The following is an 18,962-nucleotide window of genomic DNA, read 5'->3' as shown; positions in this document are numbered from 1 at the left end:
CGCAGTTCCTGGTTCGAACGAGAGAACAGCGCTGTTCTGCGCCGACTCGTCTTCTTAGAACGTGCTGAGTTCGCCTTCGATAGTGCGTCGGGTGATGTCGGTCACGTCGGCGAGTTCGCGGTCGATGATGGCGACGACGTCGTCTTCGATGTCGGCGACGGTGACGCCGTCGTGGGTGACGACCTTCGCGTCGGCGACGTGCGGTTCGTCGATAGGGCGACCGATTTGGGAGAGCAGACGGACCTGCAGGTCGCGGATGCCGTCGACTTCGGCGACGACCGTCTCGGCGATGTGGGTCGAAAGCAGGTTGTAAATCTTCCCGATGTGGTTGACGGGGTTCTTGCCGGAGGTCGCTTCCATGCTCATCGGACGGTTCGGCGTGATGAGACCGTTGGCGCGGTTGCCGCGGCCGACAGACCCGTCGTCACCCTGCTCGGCCGAGGTGCCGGTCGTCGTGAGGTAGATAGAGCCTTCTTCGTAGTCGTCGGCGGTGTTGACCTCGACGTTGACCTCGCGGTCGGTGTACTCGGTTGCGAGGTCCGAAACGAACTCGCGGACGTCCTCGACGGCGGCGATGTACTCTTCCATGCCATCGACGTAGGCGTCGACCATGGCGGCGGCGACGGTCACGTCGATGACGTTGCCTTCGCGCTTGCCCATGATTTTGATGTCCTGTCCGAGTTCGGGGTGGTCGTCGCCGTAGCGAGCGCCGTTGAGGGCGCGCTCCGTCTCGCGGACGATTTGCTCGGTCTCGGTGAGCGGGGCGTGGCCGACACCGAAACTGGTGTCGTTCGCCATCGGGACTTCCTGTGTCTCCTCGCCGAAGACGTCTTGGAGGTCGCCGGAGCCCTCACCGAGTTTGACGTCGACGATAACGTCGCTGCCGACGTCGAGTTCGGGGAGGTTCTCGGTCAGGTACTCACGCGCCGCGCGAAGGGCGACGGAGTCGACGGGGAGCTGAAGCGTCTCGCCGTCTTTCACGTACTTCTTGGTCGCCCGCCCGACGATGAGGAGGTAAATCGGCTCGATGACTTCACCGCCACCGAACGCGGGGGCGGCAGTACCGGCGACGAGCTGTGTCTCGTCCGTGTTGTAGTGGAGGACTTTGCCGACGCGGTCGAGATAGAGATTCGACAGCGCACGAGAGACACTTTCGGCGACACCGTCGCAGATAGAATCCGGGTGACCGATTCCCTTTCGTTCGACGATTTCGACCTTCTGGTCCTCGATTGCCCGCTTGTCGGCGGATTCGAGGCGGATGTTTCGGTCGCTCATTGGCCAGACGTACCCAGCGGGCCGTTCTATAACTTGCGGAAACCTTGCCTCAAACGTGTATTACTATGGGGTATCAGGGTGGCAACGGTTGCCGTTATTCTTCGGGCGCGCCGAGCAACATCCCGAGGTAGGAGGTCCGAATCTGGTCGTCGGGGTCGAGTCCGAGCTTCCGAAGCACGTCGAAGGCACCGTCGCGAGCGTCGTCGAGGCCGGTTTCGACTTCGACTTCGACCTCCACGAACTCGCCGAGTCCGGAGACGGCGTCGAGGGAGACGGTGTATCCGTCGAGTGCGAAACGTTCGCGCTCTTTTTCGACGGTCGCTGCCGGTTCGAAGCCGACTGCGCCACAAATGTCGTCCATCGTCTCGCCGTCTTCGACGCCCGTCTCGAACTCGCGGCGGGTCTTCGACGACTCGTCGACGAGCGGGCCTTTGTAGGTGAGACGGGTCGTCTCGGAGACGACCTCGTCGCTCTCGTATCGCTTCTCACGGCGAAGACGCAGCGCCTCGTCGGTCTCGGCGAAGTCCTTGTGCGGTGCGTCGTAGTAGGTGTCGGTCTGTGTGACGCGATTGACCTGCTCGGCCCCAGTCGTTTCGAGGCGCTCTCTGACCGCCTCGTGGTCGGCGCGAACCTTGACCTCGACTTCGTACATCGACCGAAGGGTGGGGTCGCGCGACAAAAACGTCGGTGACTCGCGAGCATGGCGGGGACGAGAAAATATGTCTGAGTTGACATTGGGAGCTTTGGAGTTCCATCGTCCGAAACGGAACAGTACGTATTTCTGGTATGTCAATTGTTACCCTTTATCGTGGGGGCTATCGTAATACGAGGAGACGATGAGCCAAGAGACACCGAATCCGGCCGTGGGTGGGGTAGAACAACCAGCAGGCGAGACGCTCGAACCGGAGATAACCGGGCGCGTCATCGCCGCGGCGATGGGTGGCGGTCTCGTCGGGACGGTACTGATGTTGCCAGTGCTCGTCGGGATTCCCGAGCTACTCGGACTGTTCGTCACGGAACCGGTGACGCGATTCGCCGGGTTCGCGCTGTTTTTCGGGTTCGAACCGACGGTTACCCTTGGGGTCTTACTGTTCGGTATCGGTGGTGTCGTCGTCCTCCCGTTGACGTTCGTGGTCGTCGGCGCGTTCCTCCCACCGGAGTCGCCCGAATACCTTCGGGGCGTCTCCTTTGCGACACTGTACTGGCTCGGCTTCGTGCCGGCGTTCTGGCCGGGAACGGACCTCGCGGTCCTCGCGTCGTTCCTCGTGTTCTCGCTGGCCGCACACTGGATTTACGGCCTCGCACTCGGGTACACGCTCGACGTCGTGGCCGAGATTCCACAACACCAAGTCTAGTCGGCTTCGAAACGGGCCACCGTTGCTGGCCGTCACGACCCACATTCTTCCTGTTTTTGCCACCTGTCGCCAAGTCACCGCCGTTCGCCGAAACAGTGATTATCATGAACGTTAATTAACATGGGTAGGTGATGTTATCAATGGGCACAACACTCGTCGGCAGTAGCCCGCTTTTCCTCCAGTCGGGACTCGTCCCGCGGGGGTCGCGCATCATCGTCTTCGAGAGTATCTTCGAGGTGTTCCTGCTCCTCGGAACGCTCGTCGGAGTGGTGGTCATCGGCTATATGCTGTACAACGCCTACAAGTACCGCTCCGGGGCAGCAAAGGGGGGCAAGGAGGTCGAAGACCGCCCCGTGCTGGGCGAGCTTCCGACGGGTAGTGGGGGAGGACGGAAACTCGCCACGTCGTTTTTCATGAGCATGATTATCGTTGTCTCGCTGATTTCGTGGACCTACCTGACGCTTCTGTACGTCGAGGAGGGTCCGTCGGCGGACGACTCGTTGGACATCGAAGCCGAAGGCTACCAGTTCGGATGGCGATTCACCTATCCGAACGGCCACACGACCGACGGCGTCCTTCGCATCCCGGCAGAACAGCCAGTCAGATTGCAGGTGACGTCGGCCGACGTGTTCCACAACTTCGGCATCCCCGAGTTGCGTGTCAAGACCGACGCGATTCCCGGACAGGAGACCGAGACGTGGTTCGTCGCCAACGAGACTGGGACCTACACCGCTCAGTGTTACGAACTGTGTGGCGCCGGCCACTCGTACATGTCCGCGGAGGTCATCGTGATGCCTCCTGACGAGTACGAGGAGTGGTACGAAAGCACCGGGAACGGGAGTAGCGAACGCGTGAGCACCGAAAACGAGAGCGCATCCGTGGAGGCACGAGCAGCATGAGCGACACGAACCCTGAACGGACAGACGGTGACTCTGAACGGACAGACGGTGGCACAGAAGTCGGGAGTGAAGTCGTCTCGGGCGGCCACACCGACGACCACGACCACGGTCACGACTTCCCGGGGACGGGCAGTATCAAGCGCTGGTTCGTCACGACGAATCACAAAGACGTCGGTATCCTCTACATCGTCACGTCGCTTTTCTTCCTCGTCCTCGGCGGCGTCCTCGCGTGGTTGATGCGCATCCAACTGTGGGCACCGCGCGCCCCGACTGAGACGATTCTCGCCCCTGTCGCGTACAACCAGGCCGTCTCGGCCCACGGGCTGTTGATGGTGTTTTGGTTCCTCTCACCGTTCGCGTTCGGCTTTGCGAACTACGTCGTCCCGCTCCAACTCGGCGCGAAAGACCTCGCGTTCCCCAGACTGAACGCGCTTTCCTACTGGCTCTACCTCTTTTCCGGCATCCTCTTCGGCGTCTCGTTCTTCCAAGGCGGCACCTTCTCCGGCGGGTGGACGATGTACGCCCCGCTGAACGTCCCGACGTTCACACCGGACGTCGGGGCGTCGACGGCGGTGCTGGCGCTCGTCCTGTTCGTCGCCTCAGTCACCGTCTCGTCGGTCAATTTCCTGACGACGATGCATCGGATGCGGGCCGAGGGGTTGACGCTCCGCAATATGCCGCTGTTTAGCTGGACGATTCTCCTCACCGTCTGGATGATGCTCTTCGCCTTTGCGGCGCTCCTCGCCGCGCTGATGGTCCTCTCGGCGGACCGACTGCTCGGGACGACCTACTTCGCCATGGAGTCACCGGCGGGGGCGCTCCTCTGGACGCACCTCTTCTGGTTCTTCGGCCATCCCGAGGTGTACATCGTGTTCTTCCCGGCGCTCGGCGTCATGGCCGAGGTGTTCCAGACGTTCACCAGCCGCCGCATCGTCGGGCGGAAGTGGTTCATCATCGCGATGGTGCTCGTGGCGATTCAGAGCTTCGTCGTCTGGATGCACCACATGTTCCTGACGAGCATCAACCTCCAGGTGAAGACACTCTTTATGATTACGACCATCGGCATCTCGCTGCCGTTCGACCTGATGGTCTTCGCGCTCATCTACACCATGCTGAAGGGGAAGATACGCTTCACGACGCCCTTCCTCTTCGTCTTCGGGGCGCTCCTGTTGTTCATCATCGGGGGTATCACGGGCGTCTTCCTCGGCGCTGTCGTCCTCGACTACGAGTTCCGCGGCACCTACTGGGTCGTCGCGCACTTCCACTACGTGATGGTCGGCGGCGTGACGGCGCTCGTCGGCGGCCTCTACTACTGGTTCCCGAAGATTACCGGCCGGATGTACGACGAGTTCCTCGGGAAGGTCCACTTCGCGGCCTACTTCGTCGGCTTCAATCTGCTGTACTTCCCGCTTTTCGTCGCGTGGGAGACGCCACGGCGTGTCTTCGACTACGCGCCGGAACTCGCGCCGTGGCACCAACTCGCCACTATCGGCGGGTTCGTCCTCGGGTTGTCGTTCCTCATCATGTTCTACAACCTGTTTAAGAGCGCCTTCACGGGCGACCCGGTCTCCGACAACCCGTGGGAGTACGCGACCACCGCGGAGTGGGCCGTCTCGTCGCCGCCACCCCTCGAAAACTTCGAGGGCACGCCGACCTACCGCGACGGCCACCTGTCGTTCATCCTCGACAGAGAATCGGACGCGACAGGTGGTGCAACCGCGGCCGACGGCAGCGGGGGAGCAACCGCAGACGGCGGCGTCGCAACCTCACCACACACCGCGGTTACGACAGAGTACGAACCGACGGTCGAGGCCACCGAGGTCGAAGGGCTGAGCCACGCGAGCATCTGGCCGTTCGTCCTCTCGCTGGGCGCGTTCCTCATCTTGCTCGGTATCTCGCCGCTGCAAGACGCCGCGTTCCCCGAAGGGATGATGGGGGCCGCCTATGCGACGACTGCTGTCGCCGGATTCGGCGTCACCCTCGGGTCACTCATCGCGATGGGGCTCGAACCGTTCCACGGCCCGGTCTTCGACGAGGGCGAGGCGTGGCCGTTCTCCGGCATCGACAACGGCAAGGTGGGGATGTGGATATTCCTCGCGTCCGACGTGGTCCTGTTCGGCGGCTTCCTCGGCGCGTACATCTTCACGCGATTCGCCTTCGGATGGACCGGGTGGCAACCCGTCCCGGACGACCCAATCCCGGGACTCGTCAACACCTACATCCTGTTGACGAGCAGTTTCACCGTCGTCTTGGCGCTCGTCGCGGCCGAGAAGAAGCACAAACTGGGGCTCGTCACGAGCCTCGGAGCCACCTTCGTCCTCGGCATCGGCTTCCTCGTCAACAAGGCGCTGGAGTGGCAGCACCTCTTCCACGAGGGGCTGTGGCTCTCGACGAACGTCCGCACGTCGACGTTCTTCCTCACGACGGGGCTGCACGCAGCCCACGTTATCGCGGGGCTCATCGTCGCACTGTATCTGACCGCACGCGCATGGAGAGGCGCGTACCTCGAAGACAGCCGGTCGGTGGAGTACTTCGGCCTCTACTGGCACTTCGTCGACATCGTCTGGCTGTTCCTCTTCCCGCTGTTCTACATCCTGTGAGGTGACCACGATGGTATCAACAAAATTCTATACGGCGATTTACGTGGTATTGTTCGTCTCGGCGACGGTGCAGGTCCTCGTCGAGTTCGCGGGGTTAGCCTACTGGACCGCCTTCGGCATCATCATCGTCCTCTCGGCGGCGAAGGCCGTGCTGGTCGCGGCGTACTTCCAGCACCTCCGTTGGGAGCCGCGGTCGCTGACGTATCTGGTCGGCATCGGCCTCGTGGCAGCGCTGGCACTCACGGTCGCAGCGTCGTACTCGCTCCTGTGACCGTGACTCGCTCAGACGCAACAGCCGACGTCGAAGCCGATTCCGCCTCCGCGGTCAGCGACAGCCCTTCGCTACGCACGGCTGTCGCCTACGCGCTCCTCTTTTCGGTCCCTGTCGGCGTCGGCGTGACTGTCATGATGACTCGCGTCGTTCCCGGCAGTCTCACGACACCGCTGGTCGTCGGTCCCGGACTCTTGCTCGGTATCACCGTCTTCGCACTCGTCGTCGTGGCGGCCAGAAGCGGCGAGAACGCGGCGAACTGATTCGCCTGCAGGACGGTCTCCGGGCATACCTTCTTGATGGCTGGTGTGTTATCATTGTACATGATTGAACACTCGGTCGAGCTCGGCGTCTCGTTCGTCGGCGTCGTGCTCGGACTCGTCATCCTGCTCGTGGCGGAGGCGGTCGGCGCGGGCGAAGTTGTCATCGCTGCGGGTGGCGCGGTTGCGATTCTCGGCGTCGCCGTTCTCACTGCCGTCGTGATGCGCCTTCCAGAACCCGCTGATTCCGACGGCGACCACGAACACGGCCACGCGTGACGCTGAAGAGAAGGCCAATCAAAGTAAGGAGAAGCCCAGTTAGAGGCTGAATCCGACCACGGCAAGCAAGAACAGCACCGCGTAGGTCGCCCCGAGTGCCCCCGCGACCTTCAGGTGGTACTGAAACAGGTCTTCGGACTCGGCTTCGACGGCCACTTCGTACGCCTCCCGGTCTGCGTCTGTCCACTCCTCGTGTACGTCGCCGACGTGCAAGTCTCGGAGTCGCTCCCGGCGGAACGGTCGGTCGCAGTACGGGCACGTCGCAACCGGTTCCGCTCCGTCGGGGACGCTCGTCTCGGGGGTCGGCGTCGCCATCCTGTGTTCTCTCAGTCGGCTCATCCCGCGACACCTCCGAGTGTCGGTTGGGCGACGACCCAGAGACTCGACGCCGTATAGCAGATGGTCACGACGACGAACGGGTACTGGCTCCGGAGCGGTTGCAGTCGCCCGGGGAAGACGTCGAACGACCGCGTGTGTGCCACCCAGACGGCCAGTAGATGCCCGAGAACGACGAACACGAGCTGTAGACTCCCGAACCACTCCGGGATAGCTAACACCGTGATGTTCGCAGGTGGCGAGAGCGGGTCGAACGCGACTGTCGCCAGCGCGGGTGCAAGGCCGACGACGTAGCCCGCGAAGTGGGCGAGGTGGTAACCTGCGGCGATAGGAACCAACGCGGGTGCGAACCATCCGGCGATGAAGTCGCCGGTGACGTACGTCTCGGCGGTCTTGCGGGCCGAGTCGGCCGCGCGATGGTAGACGACGAAGAAGACGAGAAAGCCGGCGACGACGCCGACGAGGTTCACTCCCCACGAGGGAACTGGGGCGAGCGCGTCGAGGACGCGTCCCCACGCGACGGTCGAGACGAGGCCGTCGTACGTCGTCACCCACAAGAGGCCGATGACGAAGGCGACGTCGTCGGTGTCCATCGCCGTCTCGACGCGAGCCAATCCCGCTCCGGGGAACGACACCGAGAGTCCGTCGTCAGTTCGCTGAATCGGTGCGAGCAGGCCGTAGAGTCTGAACACACGGGAGACGGGGTCGACGTGGTCGAACCACGCGTCACCGAAGACGACGGCCCCCGCGACTGTCACGACCGAATAGCCGAGGACGACGACCGCCAGCGCCCGCGGATTGGCCGAAAGCGGGCTGACGACTTCTATCCAGACGAGCGCGAGCAGGCCCACGACGCTCGGCCACGACCCCACCGCCTCCGGGATGGTACGCGTCGGAATCCCCCCGAGTGACCGGACTACTGTGCCCAGCGTCCGCGTCGGATTCACGAGCGGCCACACGTCCACGACGAGGTAGGTCAGCATGGTGAAGCCAGCCCACCAGCCGACCCAGACGAGGAGCACACCGAGATTCGCAATCGCGGTCTTCGGCCCGAACAAGCCGGCTGCGACGACTGTAAGCAACCCAACCACGCCGCCGACTTGGAGTCCTCTTCCGACGAGTTCGACGGGGCGACCGAGCGCAACGCTCCGGCGGGCGAACGCGCCGAGCGTCTCGTCGTCGGTCACGAACGCCGAGACGAGAAAGGAGACGCCGACGACGCCGCCGCCGGAGACGACGACGAGCCAGAACGGTGCTGGGACCGACCGGAGCGACCCGCCGAGCGACCCGGCGTGAGCCGCCACTGGCTGTGTCGCGGCCGCGAGGCTACCAATGAGTACTGCCAGTGTAACGAGAGTGCGGCGGGCCCAGCCCAGCAGACGTTGGAGACTCATCGTTCGCAGACCGCCACGCCCCACATCTCAGAGCAGGCCGAGGAGTCGCAAGGAGAGGGCGACGATGAACAACAGGCCGAGTACCCACGACCCGAGAAGCGCCGCCTGCGACCGTTCGAGTCCCCAACTCCGAGCGGCGTGGTACGTCCCGTGAAAGAGGTACGCAACCACGACGAGGACCGTGGCTCCCACGAGTACCGCGCCCGCGGTGTTGGTCATCTCCTCGGACACGCCCCCGCCGCCGACGAAGAGGACAGCTATCAGACCGAATCCGAGTGCGAGGAGAAGGAACGCGAGCGAGAGCACCGTCGGGTCCTCGGTCCAGTTCGACATGGTACTGCTCGGTTCGCCACTGCTGCCACCCGAGCCACCGCCACCGACGGGCGCGCTGACCGTGTACTGTCGCCACCCGCGTCCGACGTACGCCACGACGAACGCCAGTAGTACCACCCCAACGACGAACCCAACGAACAATTCTGTCTGAGCCATGTTGACACGCCTCTATTAGTATAAACCGTGATAGTAACATAAACGATTCGACGGATATCGTCTGTCGTGCCCGAGTTTCGGGGGTACGTCCGACGGAACACCTCGCACCGGCGAAACGTGATTCTTAAGGGTCGCACGAATCACGTAGGGTGTATGAGCGACGAACAGCAGGCGGAGGCCGAGCAGGTCGATGAAGAAGTCGAGTCCGGTATTCAGGACGGCGACTTCGTCCGCCTCGCGTACACGGTTCGCACGGTCGAGGACGGCGACGTCGTCGACACTACGAGTAAGGAAGTGGCCGAAGAGGCCGAAATCGACGTCGAAGGCTACGAGTTCGAACCCCGAGTCATCATCGTCGGTGCGGGTCACGTCTTCCCGGCCGTCGACGACGAACTCATCGGCGCCGAAGTCGGCGACGAGGGCGACGTCGAGATTCCGGCCGCCGAAGCATTCGGCGAGTACGACGAGGACGAAGTGCGCACGGTCAGCGCCAACAAGATTCCGGAAGACGACCGCTACCCCGGTGCGCAGGTCACCATCGACGGCGACCAGGGTCGTCTGGAGACCATCATCGGCGGTCGCGCCCGCGTCAACTTCAACCACCCGCTCGCGGGCAAGGACCTCGAATACGAATACGAAGTCCTCGACGTCGTCGACGACCGCGAAGAGCAGGCGTCCGGCCTCCTCGGAATGTACCTCCAGCAGGCTCCCGAGGTCTGGGTCCAGACCGACGAAGTCGAAGAAGAGCAGGTCGTCGAGTCTGACGACGACGAGGAAGACGAAGACGCAGAACCCGAGACGGAACTCGTCACCGTCGAGAAGGACACGCTCTACATCGAGGCGACGCCGCAGATGACGATGAACCAGCAGTGGCTGTTCTCCAAGCAGCAGATTGCGCAGGACGTCATGCAGCGTCTCGACCTCGACCGCGTCATCGTCCAGGAGACCATCGAGGGCGGCATGGGCGGCATGGGCGGCCTCGGCGGCATGATGGGTGGCGCAGGCGGCGCTGACATCGAGGAAGCTATCGAGGACGTCGACATCGACGCCGACGAACTCGCTGCCGAACTCGACGCCGACGAAGAATAAGCGAGCACCCCGTTGGTTCTCTCGAATCGGCGGCTTCTTGATACTCGCCTCCAGACCGCTTCGTAGCGATGGCTTCGTCAGACGACACTTCGGCGCTCGAGTTGCGTGACGCGACAGACCTGCACGTCGCGCTCGTCGCCGGTGTCTGTACCGTCGGACTGACGCTGGCGCTCAAATACGGTGCCGGCGTCGAGGTTTCGTTCGTCTACCGCCTTTCACCCCTCGCTCCCTACTTCGCGTACGTCTTTAGCCGTGGTGCGGGTCTCGGTGGCCGCACGTGGATGGGACTCATCGTCGCTATCACACTCGGTACGTTCGGCTTCTTCGTCGTCTAACGGGCTACTGCGCTTTCCCTGTCCGCGGCGACGTTCGATTCAGGCGATGTCGCGGCTGGTGTCGACCGAGACGCGCTCGGCAAGCCGGAGTTTGATAGTCTCGTCGAGCGCCTGCCCACCGCGGAACTTTGGCACTGCGAGCCGATTTTCTATCTCCGACCCGTCTATCTTCGTTTCGAGGTCGAACACGATGTCGGCCATGTGTTCTGTCAGGTCACGGTTCTCCGGGACCGACTCGCCTTTCAGGCCGTGGAGAATGGTAAGCCCTCGCGTGTTGACCATATGTGTCTGGAGGTCGTTGAGGAACTTCCTGAAGCGAGGCGGCTCGGTTCGTTCGAGCATATCGACGACGTCGATGACGAGATTCGCCCCTTCCGGGAGGTCGCGGACGAGTTTGTTCGCCACGTCGAGGGGTGCGTCGCCGCCGACGTCTCGAACTGTCGGGTTTCCCGTCGGCATCGGACACCGGTCGAGCGCATCTCTGACGGCGACCTCAGAGCGAAGGGTCGTGAGCCACAGCGTCCCTCGGGTGGTCGTCAGTTCGTAGAGGAAGAGTTCCGACTGGCTGGCCGGGTCTGCCGTGAGCAGAACCACGCTCCCTGCCGGGATACCCCCACCGAGTTGCCGGTCGAGGATATCGATGCCCGTCGCCAGCCGATTCATACCCAGTTCTACGACAGTCAGTCATAATAGACCTTCCCCCCGAATATCGTCTGCAAGCCGCCGATACGCGGCTTTTACTGTCGGATTTGTAAGGACTGGCGAGGTTCCGTCGGGGATGGTACCGAGCAGTGGCGCGTTGAGCACGTTGCCGACGGCATCCGGCGCGACTCGCGCCCGAGAGACGACGCCACCCACGACTGGCGTGCCGAGCGCCCTCGCCATCGCGGCCGTCTTCGCGGCATCTCGGAGCGCCGGCGTACACAACGGTGTGACGACGAGCACTGCGTCAGCGGCCCGGAGCGGTGCCGCGGCGTCCGGCCCGGCACCCGCCGGACAGTCGACGAGCGCGAGGCGGTCGTCGCTGGCGAGCGACTGCAACCACTGCTCGAAGGCATCGTCGTCCACCCCTCGCGGGGCGGGTGCGACCGAGACCGACGGGTCGTTCGGGTGCGACTGCACTGGTGGGATGTCGTCGGCCGGTCGCTCGACGCCCGCCATCGCGTGTAAATTCGGCATGTCGCGGTCGGCGTCGACGGCGAGAACGTCACCGTCGAACGCCTGCGCTAATCCGAGTGTCGTGGTGGTCTTGCCGCTGCCGCCTTTGCCGCCCGCGATTGCCAACATACGCGGGGCTGGTCCCGGCTTGGTACTTGAACCTGCGCCCGCGAAAACGAAGTGTTCTCGACGCGTCCGTTTCTCCGGCGCGTCCGTCTCTCCGGCGCGTCCGTTTCTCCGGCGCGCCCCTCAGTCGTTACAGCACCCGCCGGCCTCGCCGCCGAAGTCGACTGCGAGCGGCTCGGAGATGGCCTCGTTTACCTTCTCCAGTTCGCCGACCATCTCGGCTTGGGCGAGCAGGAACTCCTCCATCACGGGGAGTGAGTGGAGTTCTTCCTGTGCCTCTTGGACCTTCTGGAGGTCTTCTTTGGTCGCCTCGCCCATCTGTCGGGCGACGTTGAACTCCTCGCGGAGTCGTTCGAACTCGGAAATCTGCGCTTGGGCTTCGTCGTCGGCCTCGACCGCCGCCTTCGCCTCCTCGTAGGCTTCGTACTTCGGGTGGTCGGCGATGGCCTCGCCAAGTTCGCGGCCGAGTTCTTCGAGCCGCGTCGTCTGCGTGCTCATGCCCTCGCCTTGGGAATCGAGCGATTTCAACCTGCCGAACGGGGAATTCGGTCGCCCCCCGCGACTCAGGCGTGTTCTTCGACGAACGCGACGGCGTCGGTCAACTCGTCTGGACCCACGCCGTGTGGGACGTCGTACGTCCGGAACGTCACGTCGGCACCGAGTTCCTCCAGACGGTCTGCAGCGCGCTCTGCCCGCGACGCGGGAATCACTTGGTCCATCGACCCGGCACCGACGAAAACCGGCTTGTCGGCGATGCCATCGGGTCTGTGACCCGCGTGCGACTCGGCGAGGTAGCCGTGGAGGGCGACGACCCACGCGTAGTCGCCCGGGTCGTCGAGGAGCAGTGCGAGACTGGTGATTGCCCCCTGACTAAAGCCGAGCAGGCCGATTCGGTCGCGGTCGAGGTCGTACTCGTCGATGGCGGCCTCGATAGACTCTCGGACGAGGTTTCGCGACCGCTCGAACTGTTCCGCGTGGGGTTGGCTCTGGTGAAGCCCGCCGCCCGACAGGTCGAGGTCGTACCACGTGTAGCCGCCCTGTAAGCGGTCTGGCGCGCGGAGGCTCACGACGTGGAGGTGTGGCGGGAACTCTCGTGCAATCTGCAGGAGGTCCTGCTCGTTCGACCCGCGACCGTGGAGGAGAACGACGGCTGGTCCCGGTCCCTCGGTCGGTTCGGATGGCTCGACGTGAACGTGTTCGAGCGGGAGGTCAGACATGCCTGCCGCTAGGCGGCCGTGCCGCTTCAATCCACGAGTGACAAGAGGGTAACCGGGTGACAGCAGAACTGCTTAGTCTCGGATTCGGACACCCAGTGTCGCGCCGCACCCTTTGCACAACCAGAGGTCGTTCGGCTGTCTGCCGACCATCACGCTCCGTTTCCTCATCGACCGAATCTCGGGCACCGAGTCGCCGCGGACGATGTCGTCTGCACCTCTGATTGAGTCACCACAGTTGGGACACTCAGCCAACTTCGCTTCGTCTGCCGGGTCGTGGCTGTGTTCGTGACTGTCTTCGTGGCTGTGTTCGTGGTGGTCTGCGGGTTCGTTGTGTCCGTAGTAGTCGTGGTGGTCGCTACTTCTGTGTGTCTCGGTATCGTCTGCCATAGGTTTCGCTAGACGCTCTCGTCGGGAAGGTACTCCGGGGCTTGGTGAGGCTGACGCACAAGGGGCGACGGGGTGGCGATTCGAGGGGTTGAGCCGACAGTCGAAGGCCGAAAATTCGCCGCGTGTGCGGGTATGTGACGCCCAAGCGTGGGGAAGCGCCGTCGTTATACATCTCCATCGGTAAGGGTGGTCCAATGAGTCAGGACGCCTCCTCGGAGGGGGACCTTCGAAACACCGGGATGTCGCTGAAGCACGACCGGGAGTGGGACTACGAACTCGAACAAATCGTCGACGCCATCGAAGAGCGCGACGCCAAGCGCGTCGGCCTCCAGTTCCCTGAAGGCCTCAAGCGCCGCGGCCCGGCGGTCGCCGACGACCTCCGAGAACTCTGTGACGACGACGTGACGTTCATGCTCTCGGGACAGCCGTGTTACGGCGCGTGCGACCTCGACACCTACCTCATGCGCCGGACGGACGTGTTCGTCCACTTCGGCCACTCCCCGATGAAGGAGTCTGACAAAATCATCTACGTCCCGCTGTTCTCCAACGTCGACCCGTTCCCCATCATGGAGGACGCCCTCGACGAAATCGAAGGCGACGAAGTCGGACTCGTCACCACCGCCCAGCACATGAACCGCTTCGAGGACATGTGCGATTGGCTCGAAGAGCGCGGCTACACCGTCCAGACGCGGAAGGGTGACGACCGCCTCACCTACGAGGGGCAGGTTCTCGGCTGCAACTACGCCTCTGCGGACATTCCCGCCGACAACGTCCTCTACGTCGGCGGCGGTAAGTTCCACCCGCTCGGCCTCGCGATGGAGCACCCCGAAAAGAACGTCGTCATCGCCGACCCCGTCAACAACGTCGTCACGCTGGCCGACACGCGCAAGTTCATGAAACAGCGCTATGCGTCGGTTCACAAGGCGATGGACGCCGAGAAGTGGGGCGTCATCTTCTGTACCAAAATCGGGCAGGGGCGCATGGAAATCGCCGAGAAGATTCTCGAAGACAACGACAATGCCTATCTCATCACCATGGACGAGGTGACGCCGGACCGCCTGCGCAACTTCGACATGGACGCGTTCGTCAACACCGGCTGTCCGCGAATCACGACCGACGACGGCCCGCGCTTCCACAAGCCGATGCTCACCCCGCAGGAGTACCGCATCGCAGTCGGCGACGAACCGCTCGACTCGCTCTCGTTCGACACCTTCCACGGAACCTGGTAACGCGCGGCTCACACCCACTCTCGGACCCTCTCCTTTCGGACCCTCTCCTTTCGGACCCTCTCCTCGCGGCACCCTACTCTCGAATTCGCTTCTCTCCCACGCCGCTGGCGTCTCTCTTTGCGTGCTCGTATTGTCCAGCCCGAAAGCTGTCGTTCAGAAAACCTTTGTCGCCTGGGTTTGCTAGGCAACTTATGGTCCCCCCTCGAAAATCGACCTCGATAGGGCTGACGCTCCTCGGCGTACTCGCCCTCGCAGGTGTCGCCTCCGCACAGCCAGTCGAATCGACCCCACAGTTCTCTCCCACGATTCAAGCGGCCGGGTCGTTCATCTTCAACCTCGTCGTCGGCGGCCTGCTCGTCGCCGCGGCCCCGAAGTTCACGCGAAACCTCATCGACGAGATACGGTCTGACCCCGGTGAGTCGTTCATTTGGGGCCTCCTCGTCGGAATCGGCGGCCTCATCGTGCTCGTCATCCTCGCCATTACCATCATCGGCCTCCTCGTGGCGATTCCCGGATTCCTCGCGTTCTTCGTCCTCGCAATCGTCGCCGGGGGCATCGCGACAGTGTTCATCGGGTCGCTCGTGGTCGGCATGACGTCCAGTGAGTCGCCGTCACTCGGCCTCTCGCTCGTGGTCGGCGCACTCATCACCGGCGTGTTGTCCGCCATCCCGTTCCTCGGTGGACTCGTGCTTTTCATCGCGAACACGCTCGGGCTGGGTGTCCTCGGTCGGAACATCTACGAGTCGTGGTCCTGACGCTCGCCCGGAACATCTACGAGTCGTGGTCCTGACGCTCGCCCGGAACGATTCACCACAACATTGACGGCATCTACCGAGAATCGGTGAGACAGATGCCGACGACCCACCTCTCCATCCTCGGACGCGACGTCCAGCGGGTCGTCACCCCGCTCGAAGATGGCGACTTCGACGCTGACCGTGTTCGTCTGGTCCGTGCCGAGTCTGACCCCGAGCAGGGTCGCGACCCGGACGACTGCGCTCCCGGCACACCACAGCTACACGCTCGTGTCGCCCGTACAGCAACTGAAGCGCTCTCGACCGCACTCGACGCACCCATCGACGAGGTCAGACTGCCATTCGACTCGTCGTTCCCAGCGTTGTACGCTGCGACGACGGACCTCCTTCGCGAACTGGCGGCTGACGGCACTGTCGACGTGAACCTGTCGAGTGCCTCGCCGCACGTCGCGGCCGCGTTCTATGCGGCCCGAACCGCGCTCGTCGACGCTGGCGACGTCGAGACAGACGCGATTACGCTCTTTCACGTCCCGGCGACCGAGTCGCTCGACCTCGACGTGGTCTCGGACCTCCGGGCTGTCGTCGCCGACGTCGAGATGACGCGCTCGGCGCTCGACGGATTCGAGCGCGTTGCTGACGGTCCCGGAGCGGCCGCCGTGGTCGAACCCCTCCGAATCGCGCTCGAAGACCTTCGAATCTCACTCGCCGATGCGAGCGGGGACACCTCGACAGCCCGCCAACTTCGGTCTGCACGCCCCTCGCCGAGACGCGGTCAGAAAGGATTGAATGCCGTTCTCGGTCGTGCACGCGAGCAGATTGCCGACCTCGTCGAGTCCGACCAACAGATTCCAGACCCGGCGGAGACCCGCGACCCGGACGTCGTTCTCGACGCCATCGAGGCGTGGGTCGATAGCGAAGTCGGACTGCTTTCAGACGTCGAAGAGGACCCGCGTGAACTGGTCACTCGGTTCCGCGAGAGCTGTGAGGCCCGCTTCGGGAAGTTCGAAGACGAAGCGACCGTCTCGCTGTTCGAGTCACTAGGTCGCTTCGAACGCCATCTCGACGCGTATCTCGACGCGCGCGAACACCTTGGTGCGGCGTACGAATCGGTTGCGACGCGGACGGCCGAACTCGACGAACGCGTCGAGACGTCGTCGGACCGTCTGGCCGCCCTCGACGAGTCCGGTGTCGCCCGCGGTTCGGGGACGTATACGTTGGACCGGCACACGCTCGCGCCGCTCGACGACCTCGAAGCGGTCGTCCTCAAGATACTCTCGACCGGCCCGCCTCGGTCGCGCCCACGAACACGCCGAGCGGTCGCGTCGGAACTCCGCGAGCGGGCCGAACACCACGGAATCGTCGCCGCCGCCCGTGACGGCGGGCCGAAATCGTCGTTCGAGGCGTTCTGTGTCGGTGTCGCTCGCAACGCCACCGAAGGCGAGAGCTTCGAGAAACGACTCTCGAACGACCTCCGCGCGCGTCTCGACGTCGCGTTGGAGGCGCTGACCGCGAACGGCTACGTCACCACGGTCGAGCGTGAGGCCGGGCGCGACGCCGTCGAGCCGACCGACGCGGGCCGCCTCTGGGCGGAGACGACCGACTGGGAGACGTTCCGCGACGAAGTCGTCGACGACCTGCTTCGCGACTGCGTGGAACGGGAACTCGACTAAGGAGCTAGTCCCGACGTTCCTGTTCGACGTACGCGACCGCTTCTTCTGGCGTCGAACAGGGCTGGAACCCGTCGAGTCCGTCGATATCGTGCGTTTCGAGACCGGCGATTGGCCGGTCGAAGACGTGGCCGAAGCCAATCTCCGAGAGCGTGCCACCCGCGCCGTCGATGGCGATGACTGCGTCACCGTTCATCACGACGAGCGCGTTGCGCGCGTGACGGAGTCCGGTCGCGATGGGCACGTCTATATATTCGTTCGCGTCGGTTCGGTGCTCGCTGGGGAGGATGCCGATAGTCGTTCCGCCGGCGTCTTTCGCCCCGCGGCACACTGCTTCCATGACGCCGCCTAACCCGCCACAGACGACAGTGTGGCCGCGCTGAGCGAGTCGTCGCCCGACTTCGACCGCTATCTCCTCGGCGTGTTCGGCGGCCGACCCGCCGCCGATGACGCTCACGCGCACGACTGACCTCCGGCCGGTGAGTGGTCGCTGACTGCGTTCATGGTCGTCTGCACTCTGCGCCGGAGCATAAGCTCCCGGGCGTGAGAAAATCGAGAGACCGAGCGAGTAACGAATGCGGGGACGTGAGTAGCGTCGGTGCGGCTGTCAGTACTCGTCTCGTCCGAGAGCGTCGTCTTCGAGCGGGGACTCCGGGTCCCACGTCCCGCACGCGCGCATCGCCTGAGCCATCGACGAGAAATTCGCCGTTCGTTTGTGAGTGCCTGACATTGTGAACTACATGACGTTGGTATACGATAAATATCTTATCCGGGTAGCACCTTATATTCCAAATACCTAGGGGTAGTCTATTGTGATATACCGTATCAGGACGGATAATTGGGCAATTGTCCGTCGGATAGTGGGTCGGCGGCTGGGCCGGTAGAGACGGGGACGCGACTCGGATGCGGCGGCTTTCGGAACCCGGCGAGAGTGACGAGAGCGCAACGCTTAGTCCCCCCGCGCGAAGACTGGTTTCTATGACGGTAAGCGACTGGAGTGACTGGCTTCCGCGCGCGGTCGAGTCGGCCGACCCGGAGACGGTCGCAATCTGGTATCTCGGGTGTAACGGCTTCGTTCTCAAGGGCAGCGACGGAACGACGGTGTTCATCGACCCCTACGTCGGAGTCGGCGACCCGCCGCGGACGGTTCGGATGGTTCCGGTTCCGTTCGACCCCGAAGACGTGACCGAGGCCGACGCTGTGCTCGCCACGCACGAACATACTGACCACGTCCACGGCCCGAGCCAGGCCCCGATTCTGGAGAACACCGGCGCGACGTTCGTCGCCCCGGACGACTCACTCGCGGTCGCCTACGACGACGAAGCGTGGCTCGACGACTACGACCTCTCGGAGGACCAGTTCGAGGAGGTCTCCGAGGGCGACACCATCGAAATCGGTGAGTTCACGGTTCACGTCGAGCCCGCGTACGACCCCGACGCGACTCACCCGGTGTCGTACGTCTTCGAGCACGAATCGGGGACGTTCTTCCACGGCGGCGACACCAAACCGTCCGACGAGTTCACCGACATCGGCTCGCGCTACGACATCGACCTCGGCGTCCTCGCGTTCGGAACCGTCGGCAACATCGCCGACAAGGAGACCGGCGAACCCGTCCGGACGAAGTGGTACAACGACGAAAACCAGATTGTCGAGGCCGCGAGCGACCTCGACCTCGACCGCCTGCTCCCGTCGCACTGGGACATGTGGAAGGGGATGACGTCGGACCCGAAGGTGCTGCACCACCACGCGAAGAGTTTCGCGGCCCCGCGCTCGCTCGAACTCGTCGAAATCGGCGACCGAGTCGACCTGTAACCGTCGAGCCGGAACTCACGAATCGCAAGACA

24 protein-coding genes are annotated in these 18,962 nt (G+C 63.6%); 12 read left to right on the top strand and 12 right to left on the bottom strand.

The annotated features are described in order from the left end of the window. Window positions 1-54: 54 nt before the first annotated feature. Both KU306_RS13405 and cyaB read right to left on the bottom strand, forming a co-directional pair. Window positions 55-1,275, bottom strand: coding sequence for a methionine adenosyltransferase (locus tag KU306_RS13405; RefSeq protein WP_258302240.1), 1,221 nt, complete (start codon window positions 1,273-1,275; stop codon window positions 55-57). A 94-nt stretch (window positions 1,276-1,369) separates the two neighbouring features. Then, window positions 1,370-1,927 carry a class IV adenylate cyclase gene (gene cyaB / locus KU306_RS13400; RefSeq protein ID WP_258302239.1) on the bottom strand — a complete coding sequence of 186 codons (558 nt, stop codon included), beginning with the start codon at window positions 1,925-1,927 and terminating at the stop codon, window positions 1,370-1,372. 184 nt (window positions 1,928-2,111) lie between these two features. Here cyaB and KU306_RS13395 point away from each other — a divergent pair, with 184 nt between their 5' ends. The 6 genes from KU306_RS13395 to KU306_RS13370 all read left to right on the top strand — a co-directional run bounded on the left by KU306_RS13395 (window position 2,112) and on the right by KU306_RS13370 (window position 6,939). Continuing rightward, window positions 2,112-2,630, top strand: a complete 519-nt coding sequence (locus KU306_RS13395; RefSeq protein ID WP_258302238.1) for a DUF6789 family protein — start codon at window positions 2,112-2,114, stop codon at window positions 2,628-2,630. A 140-nt stretch (window positions 2,631-2,770) separates the two neighbouring features. Then, window positions 2,771-3,529, top strand: coding sequence for a cytochrome c oxidase subunit II (gene coxB / locus KU306_RS13390; RefSeq protein ID WP_258302237.1), 759 nt, complete (start codon window positions 2,771-2,773; stop codon window positions 3,527-3,529). Next, window positions 3,526-6,129: a cbb3-type cytochrome c oxidase subunit I gene (locus KU306_RS13385; protein ID WP_258302236.1), complete on the top strand. Its 2,604-nt coding sequence runs from the start codon at window positions 3,526-3,528 to the stop codon at window positions 6,127-6,129. Before coxB ends, KU306_RS13385 begins: the two co-directional genes overlap by 4 nt. Before the next feature lie 10 nt (window positions 6,130-6,139). Next, on the top strand, window positions 6,140-6,400 hold the full coding sequence (locus KU306_RS13380) for a cytochrome C oxidase subunit IV family protein (RefSeq protein ID WP_258302235.1): 261 nt from the start codon (window positions 6,140-6,142) through the stop codon (window positions 6,398-6,400). Then, window positions 6,397-6,663, top strand: coding sequence for a hypothetical protein (locus KU306_RS13375; protein ID WP_258302234.1), 267 nt, complete (start codon window positions 6,397-6,399; stop codon window positions 6,661-6,663). The genes KU306_RS13380 and KU306_RS13375 overlap by 4 nt, the downstream gene beginning before the upstream one ends. A 60-nt stretch (window positions 6,664-6,723) precedes the next feature. Next, on the top strand, window positions 6,724-6,939 hold the full coding sequence (locus KU306_RS13370) for a hypothetical protein (protein ID WP_258302233.1): 216 nt from the start codon (window positions 6,724-6,726) through the stop codon (window positions 6,937-6,939). Window positions 6,940-6,978: 39 nt separating this feature from the next. Here the strand turns inward: KU306_RS13370 and KU306_RS13365 are convergent, their stop codons facing one another. Genes KU306_RS13365 through KU306_RS13355 form a run of 3 tightly spaced genes read right to left on the bottom strand, consistent with a single transcriptional unit; the run spans window position 6,979 to window position 9,158 of the window. Continuing rightward, the gene (locus KU306_RS13365; RefSeq protein ID WP_049918613.1) at window positions 6,979-7,278 is read right to left on the bottom strand and encodes a DUF7410 domain-containing protein; all 300 of its coding nucleotides are present in this window, start codon (window positions 7,276-7,278) and stop codon (window positions 6,979-6,981) included. Continuing rightward, the gene (locus KU306_RS13360; RefSeq protein WP_049918612.1) at window positions 7,275-8,669 is read right to left on the bottom strand and encodes a hypothetical protein; all 1,395 of its coding nucleotides are present in this window, start codon (window positions 8,667-8,669) and stop codon (window positions 7,275-7,277) included. The genes KU306_RS13365 and KU306_RS13360 overlap by 4 nt, the downstream gene beginning before the upstream one ends. Before the next feature lie 27 nt (window positions 8,670-8,696). Next, window positions 8,697-9,158 carry a hypothetical protein gene (locus KU306_RS13355; protein ID WP_258302232.1) on the bottom strand — a complete coding sequence of 154 codons (462 nt, stop codon included), beginning with the start codon at window positions 9,156-9,158 and terminating at the stop codon, window positions 8,697-8,699. A 153-nt stretch (window positions 9,159-9,311) separates the two neighbouring features. Here KU306_RS13355 and KU306_RS13350 point away from each other — a divergent pair, with 153 nt between their 5' ends. Together KU306_RS13350 and KU306_RS13345 are read left to right on the top strand one after the other, a co-directional pair. Then, window positions 9,312-10,247: an FKBP-type peptidyl-prolyl cis-trans isomerase gene (locus KU306_RS13350; RefSeq protein ID WP_008324431.1), complete on the top strand. Its 936-nt coding sequence runs from the start codon at window positions 9,312-9,314 to the stop codon at window positions 10,245-10,247. 68 nt (window positions 10,248-10,315) lie between these two features. Then, the gene (locus KU306_RS13345) at window positions 10,316-10,582 is read left to right on the top strand and encodes a DUF8049 family protein (protein WP_007540449.1); all 267 of its coding nucleotides are present in this window, start codon (window positions 10,316-10,318) and stop codon (window positions 10,580-10,582) included. 39 nt (window positions 10,583-10,621) lie between these two features. Here KU306_RS13345 and KU306_RS13340 read toward each other — a convergent pair whose 3' ends face one another. The 5 genes from KU306_RS13340 to KU306_RS13320 all read right to left on the bottom strand — a co-directional run bounded on the left by KU306_RS13340 (window position 10,622) and on the right by KU306_RS13320 (window position 13,470). Continuing rightward, on the bottom strand, window positions 10,622-11,245 hold the full coding sequence (locus KU306_RS13340) for an RAD55 family ATPase (protein ID WP_007540448.1): 624 nt from the start codon (window positions 11,243-11,245) through the stop codon (window positions 10,622-10,624). A 21-nt stretch (window positions 11,246-11,266) separates the two neighbouring features. Then, complete coding sequence (locus tag KU306_RS13335) at window positions 11,267-11,869, bottom strand: nucleotide-binding protein (RefSeq protein WP_258302231.1); 603 nt, start codon at window positions 11,867-11,869, stop codon at window positions 11,267-11,269. A 120-nt stretch (window positions 11,870-11,989) separates the two neighbouring features. Beyond that, on the bottom strand, window positions 11,990-12,364 hold the full coding sequence (locus tag KU306_RS13330; protein ID WP_007540444.1) for a YlbF/YmcA family competence regulator: 375 nt from the start codon (window positions 12,362-12,364) through the stop codon (window positions 11,990-11,992). A gap of 65 nt (window positions 12,365-12,429) precedes the next feature. Then, window positions 12,430-13,083, bottom strand: a complete 654-nt coding sequence (locus tag KU306_RS13325) for an alpha/beta hydrolase (protein WP_007540442.1) — start codon at window positions 13,081-13,083, stop codon at window positions 12,430-12,432. 72 nt (window positions 13,084-13,155) lie between these two features. After that, window positions 13,156-13,470, bottom strand: coding sequence for a hypothetical protein (locus tag KU306_RS13320; RefSeq protein WP_258302230.1), 315 nt, complete (start codon window positions 13,468-13,470; stop codon window positions 13,156-13,158). 194 nt (window positions 13,471-13,664) lie between these two features. On the opposite strand from KU306_RS13320, the gene dph2 reads away from it, so the two are divergent. From dph2 to KU306_RS13305, 3 genes are all read left to right on the top strand, one after another. Beyond that, window positions 13,665-14,699, top strand: a complete 1,035-nt coding sequence (gene dph2 / locus KU306_RS13315) for a diphthamide biosynthesis enzyme Dph2 (protein WP_007540438.1) — start codon at window positions 13,665-13,667, stop codon at window positions 14,697-14,699. A 191-nt stretch (window positions 14,700-14,890) separates the two neighbouring features. Beyond that, entirely contained in the window at window positions 14,891-15,454 is a 564-nt protein-coding gene (locus tag KU306_RS13310) for a DUF8173 domain-containing protein (protein ID WP_258302229.1), read from the top strand. A gap of 95 nt (window positions 15,455-15,549) precedes the next feature. Continuing rightward, window positions 15,550-17,121: a hypothetical protein gene (locus KU306_RS13305; protein ID WP_258302228.1), complete on the top strand. Its 1,572-nt coding sequence runs from the start codon at window positions 15,550-15,552 to the stop codon at window positions 17,119-17,121. A 4-nt stretch (window positions 17,122-17,125) separates the two neighbouring features. Here the strand turns inward: KU306_RS13305 and KU306_RS13300 are convergent, their stop codons facing one another. Both KU306_RS13300 and KU306_RS13295 read right to left on the bottom strand, forming a co-directional pair. Further along, the gene (locus tag KU306_RS13300; RefSeq protein ID WP_049918611.1) at window positions 17,126-17,581 is read right to left on the bottom strand and encodes a TIGR00725 family protein; all 456 of its coding nucleotides are present in this window, start codon (window positions 17,579-17,581) and stop codon (window positions 17,126-17,128) included. A gap of 144 nt (window positions 17,582-17,725) precedes the next feature. Continuing rightward, entirely contained in the window at window positions 17,726-17,848 is a 123-nt protein-coding gene (locus KU306_RS13295) for a hypothetical protein (protein WP_258302227.1), read from the bottom strand. 248 nt (window positions 17,849-18,096) lie between these two features. On the opposite strand from KU306_RS13295, the gene KU306_RS13290 reads away from it, so the two are divergent. After that, entirely contained in the window at window positions 18,097-18,930 is an 834-nt protein-coding gene (locus KU306_RS13290; protein WP_258302226.1) for an MBL fold metallo-hydrolase, read from the top strand. Window positions 18,931-18,962: the final 32 nt, after the last annotated feature.

The sequence above is a fragment of the Haloferax larsenii genome, from assembly GCF_024730625.1.
Classification (GTDB): domain Archaea; phylum Halobacteriota; class Halobacteria; order Halobacteriales; family Haloferacaceae; genus Haloferax; species Haloferax larsenii.
This window is presented reverse-complemented; position numbering and strand designations above follow the sequence as displayed.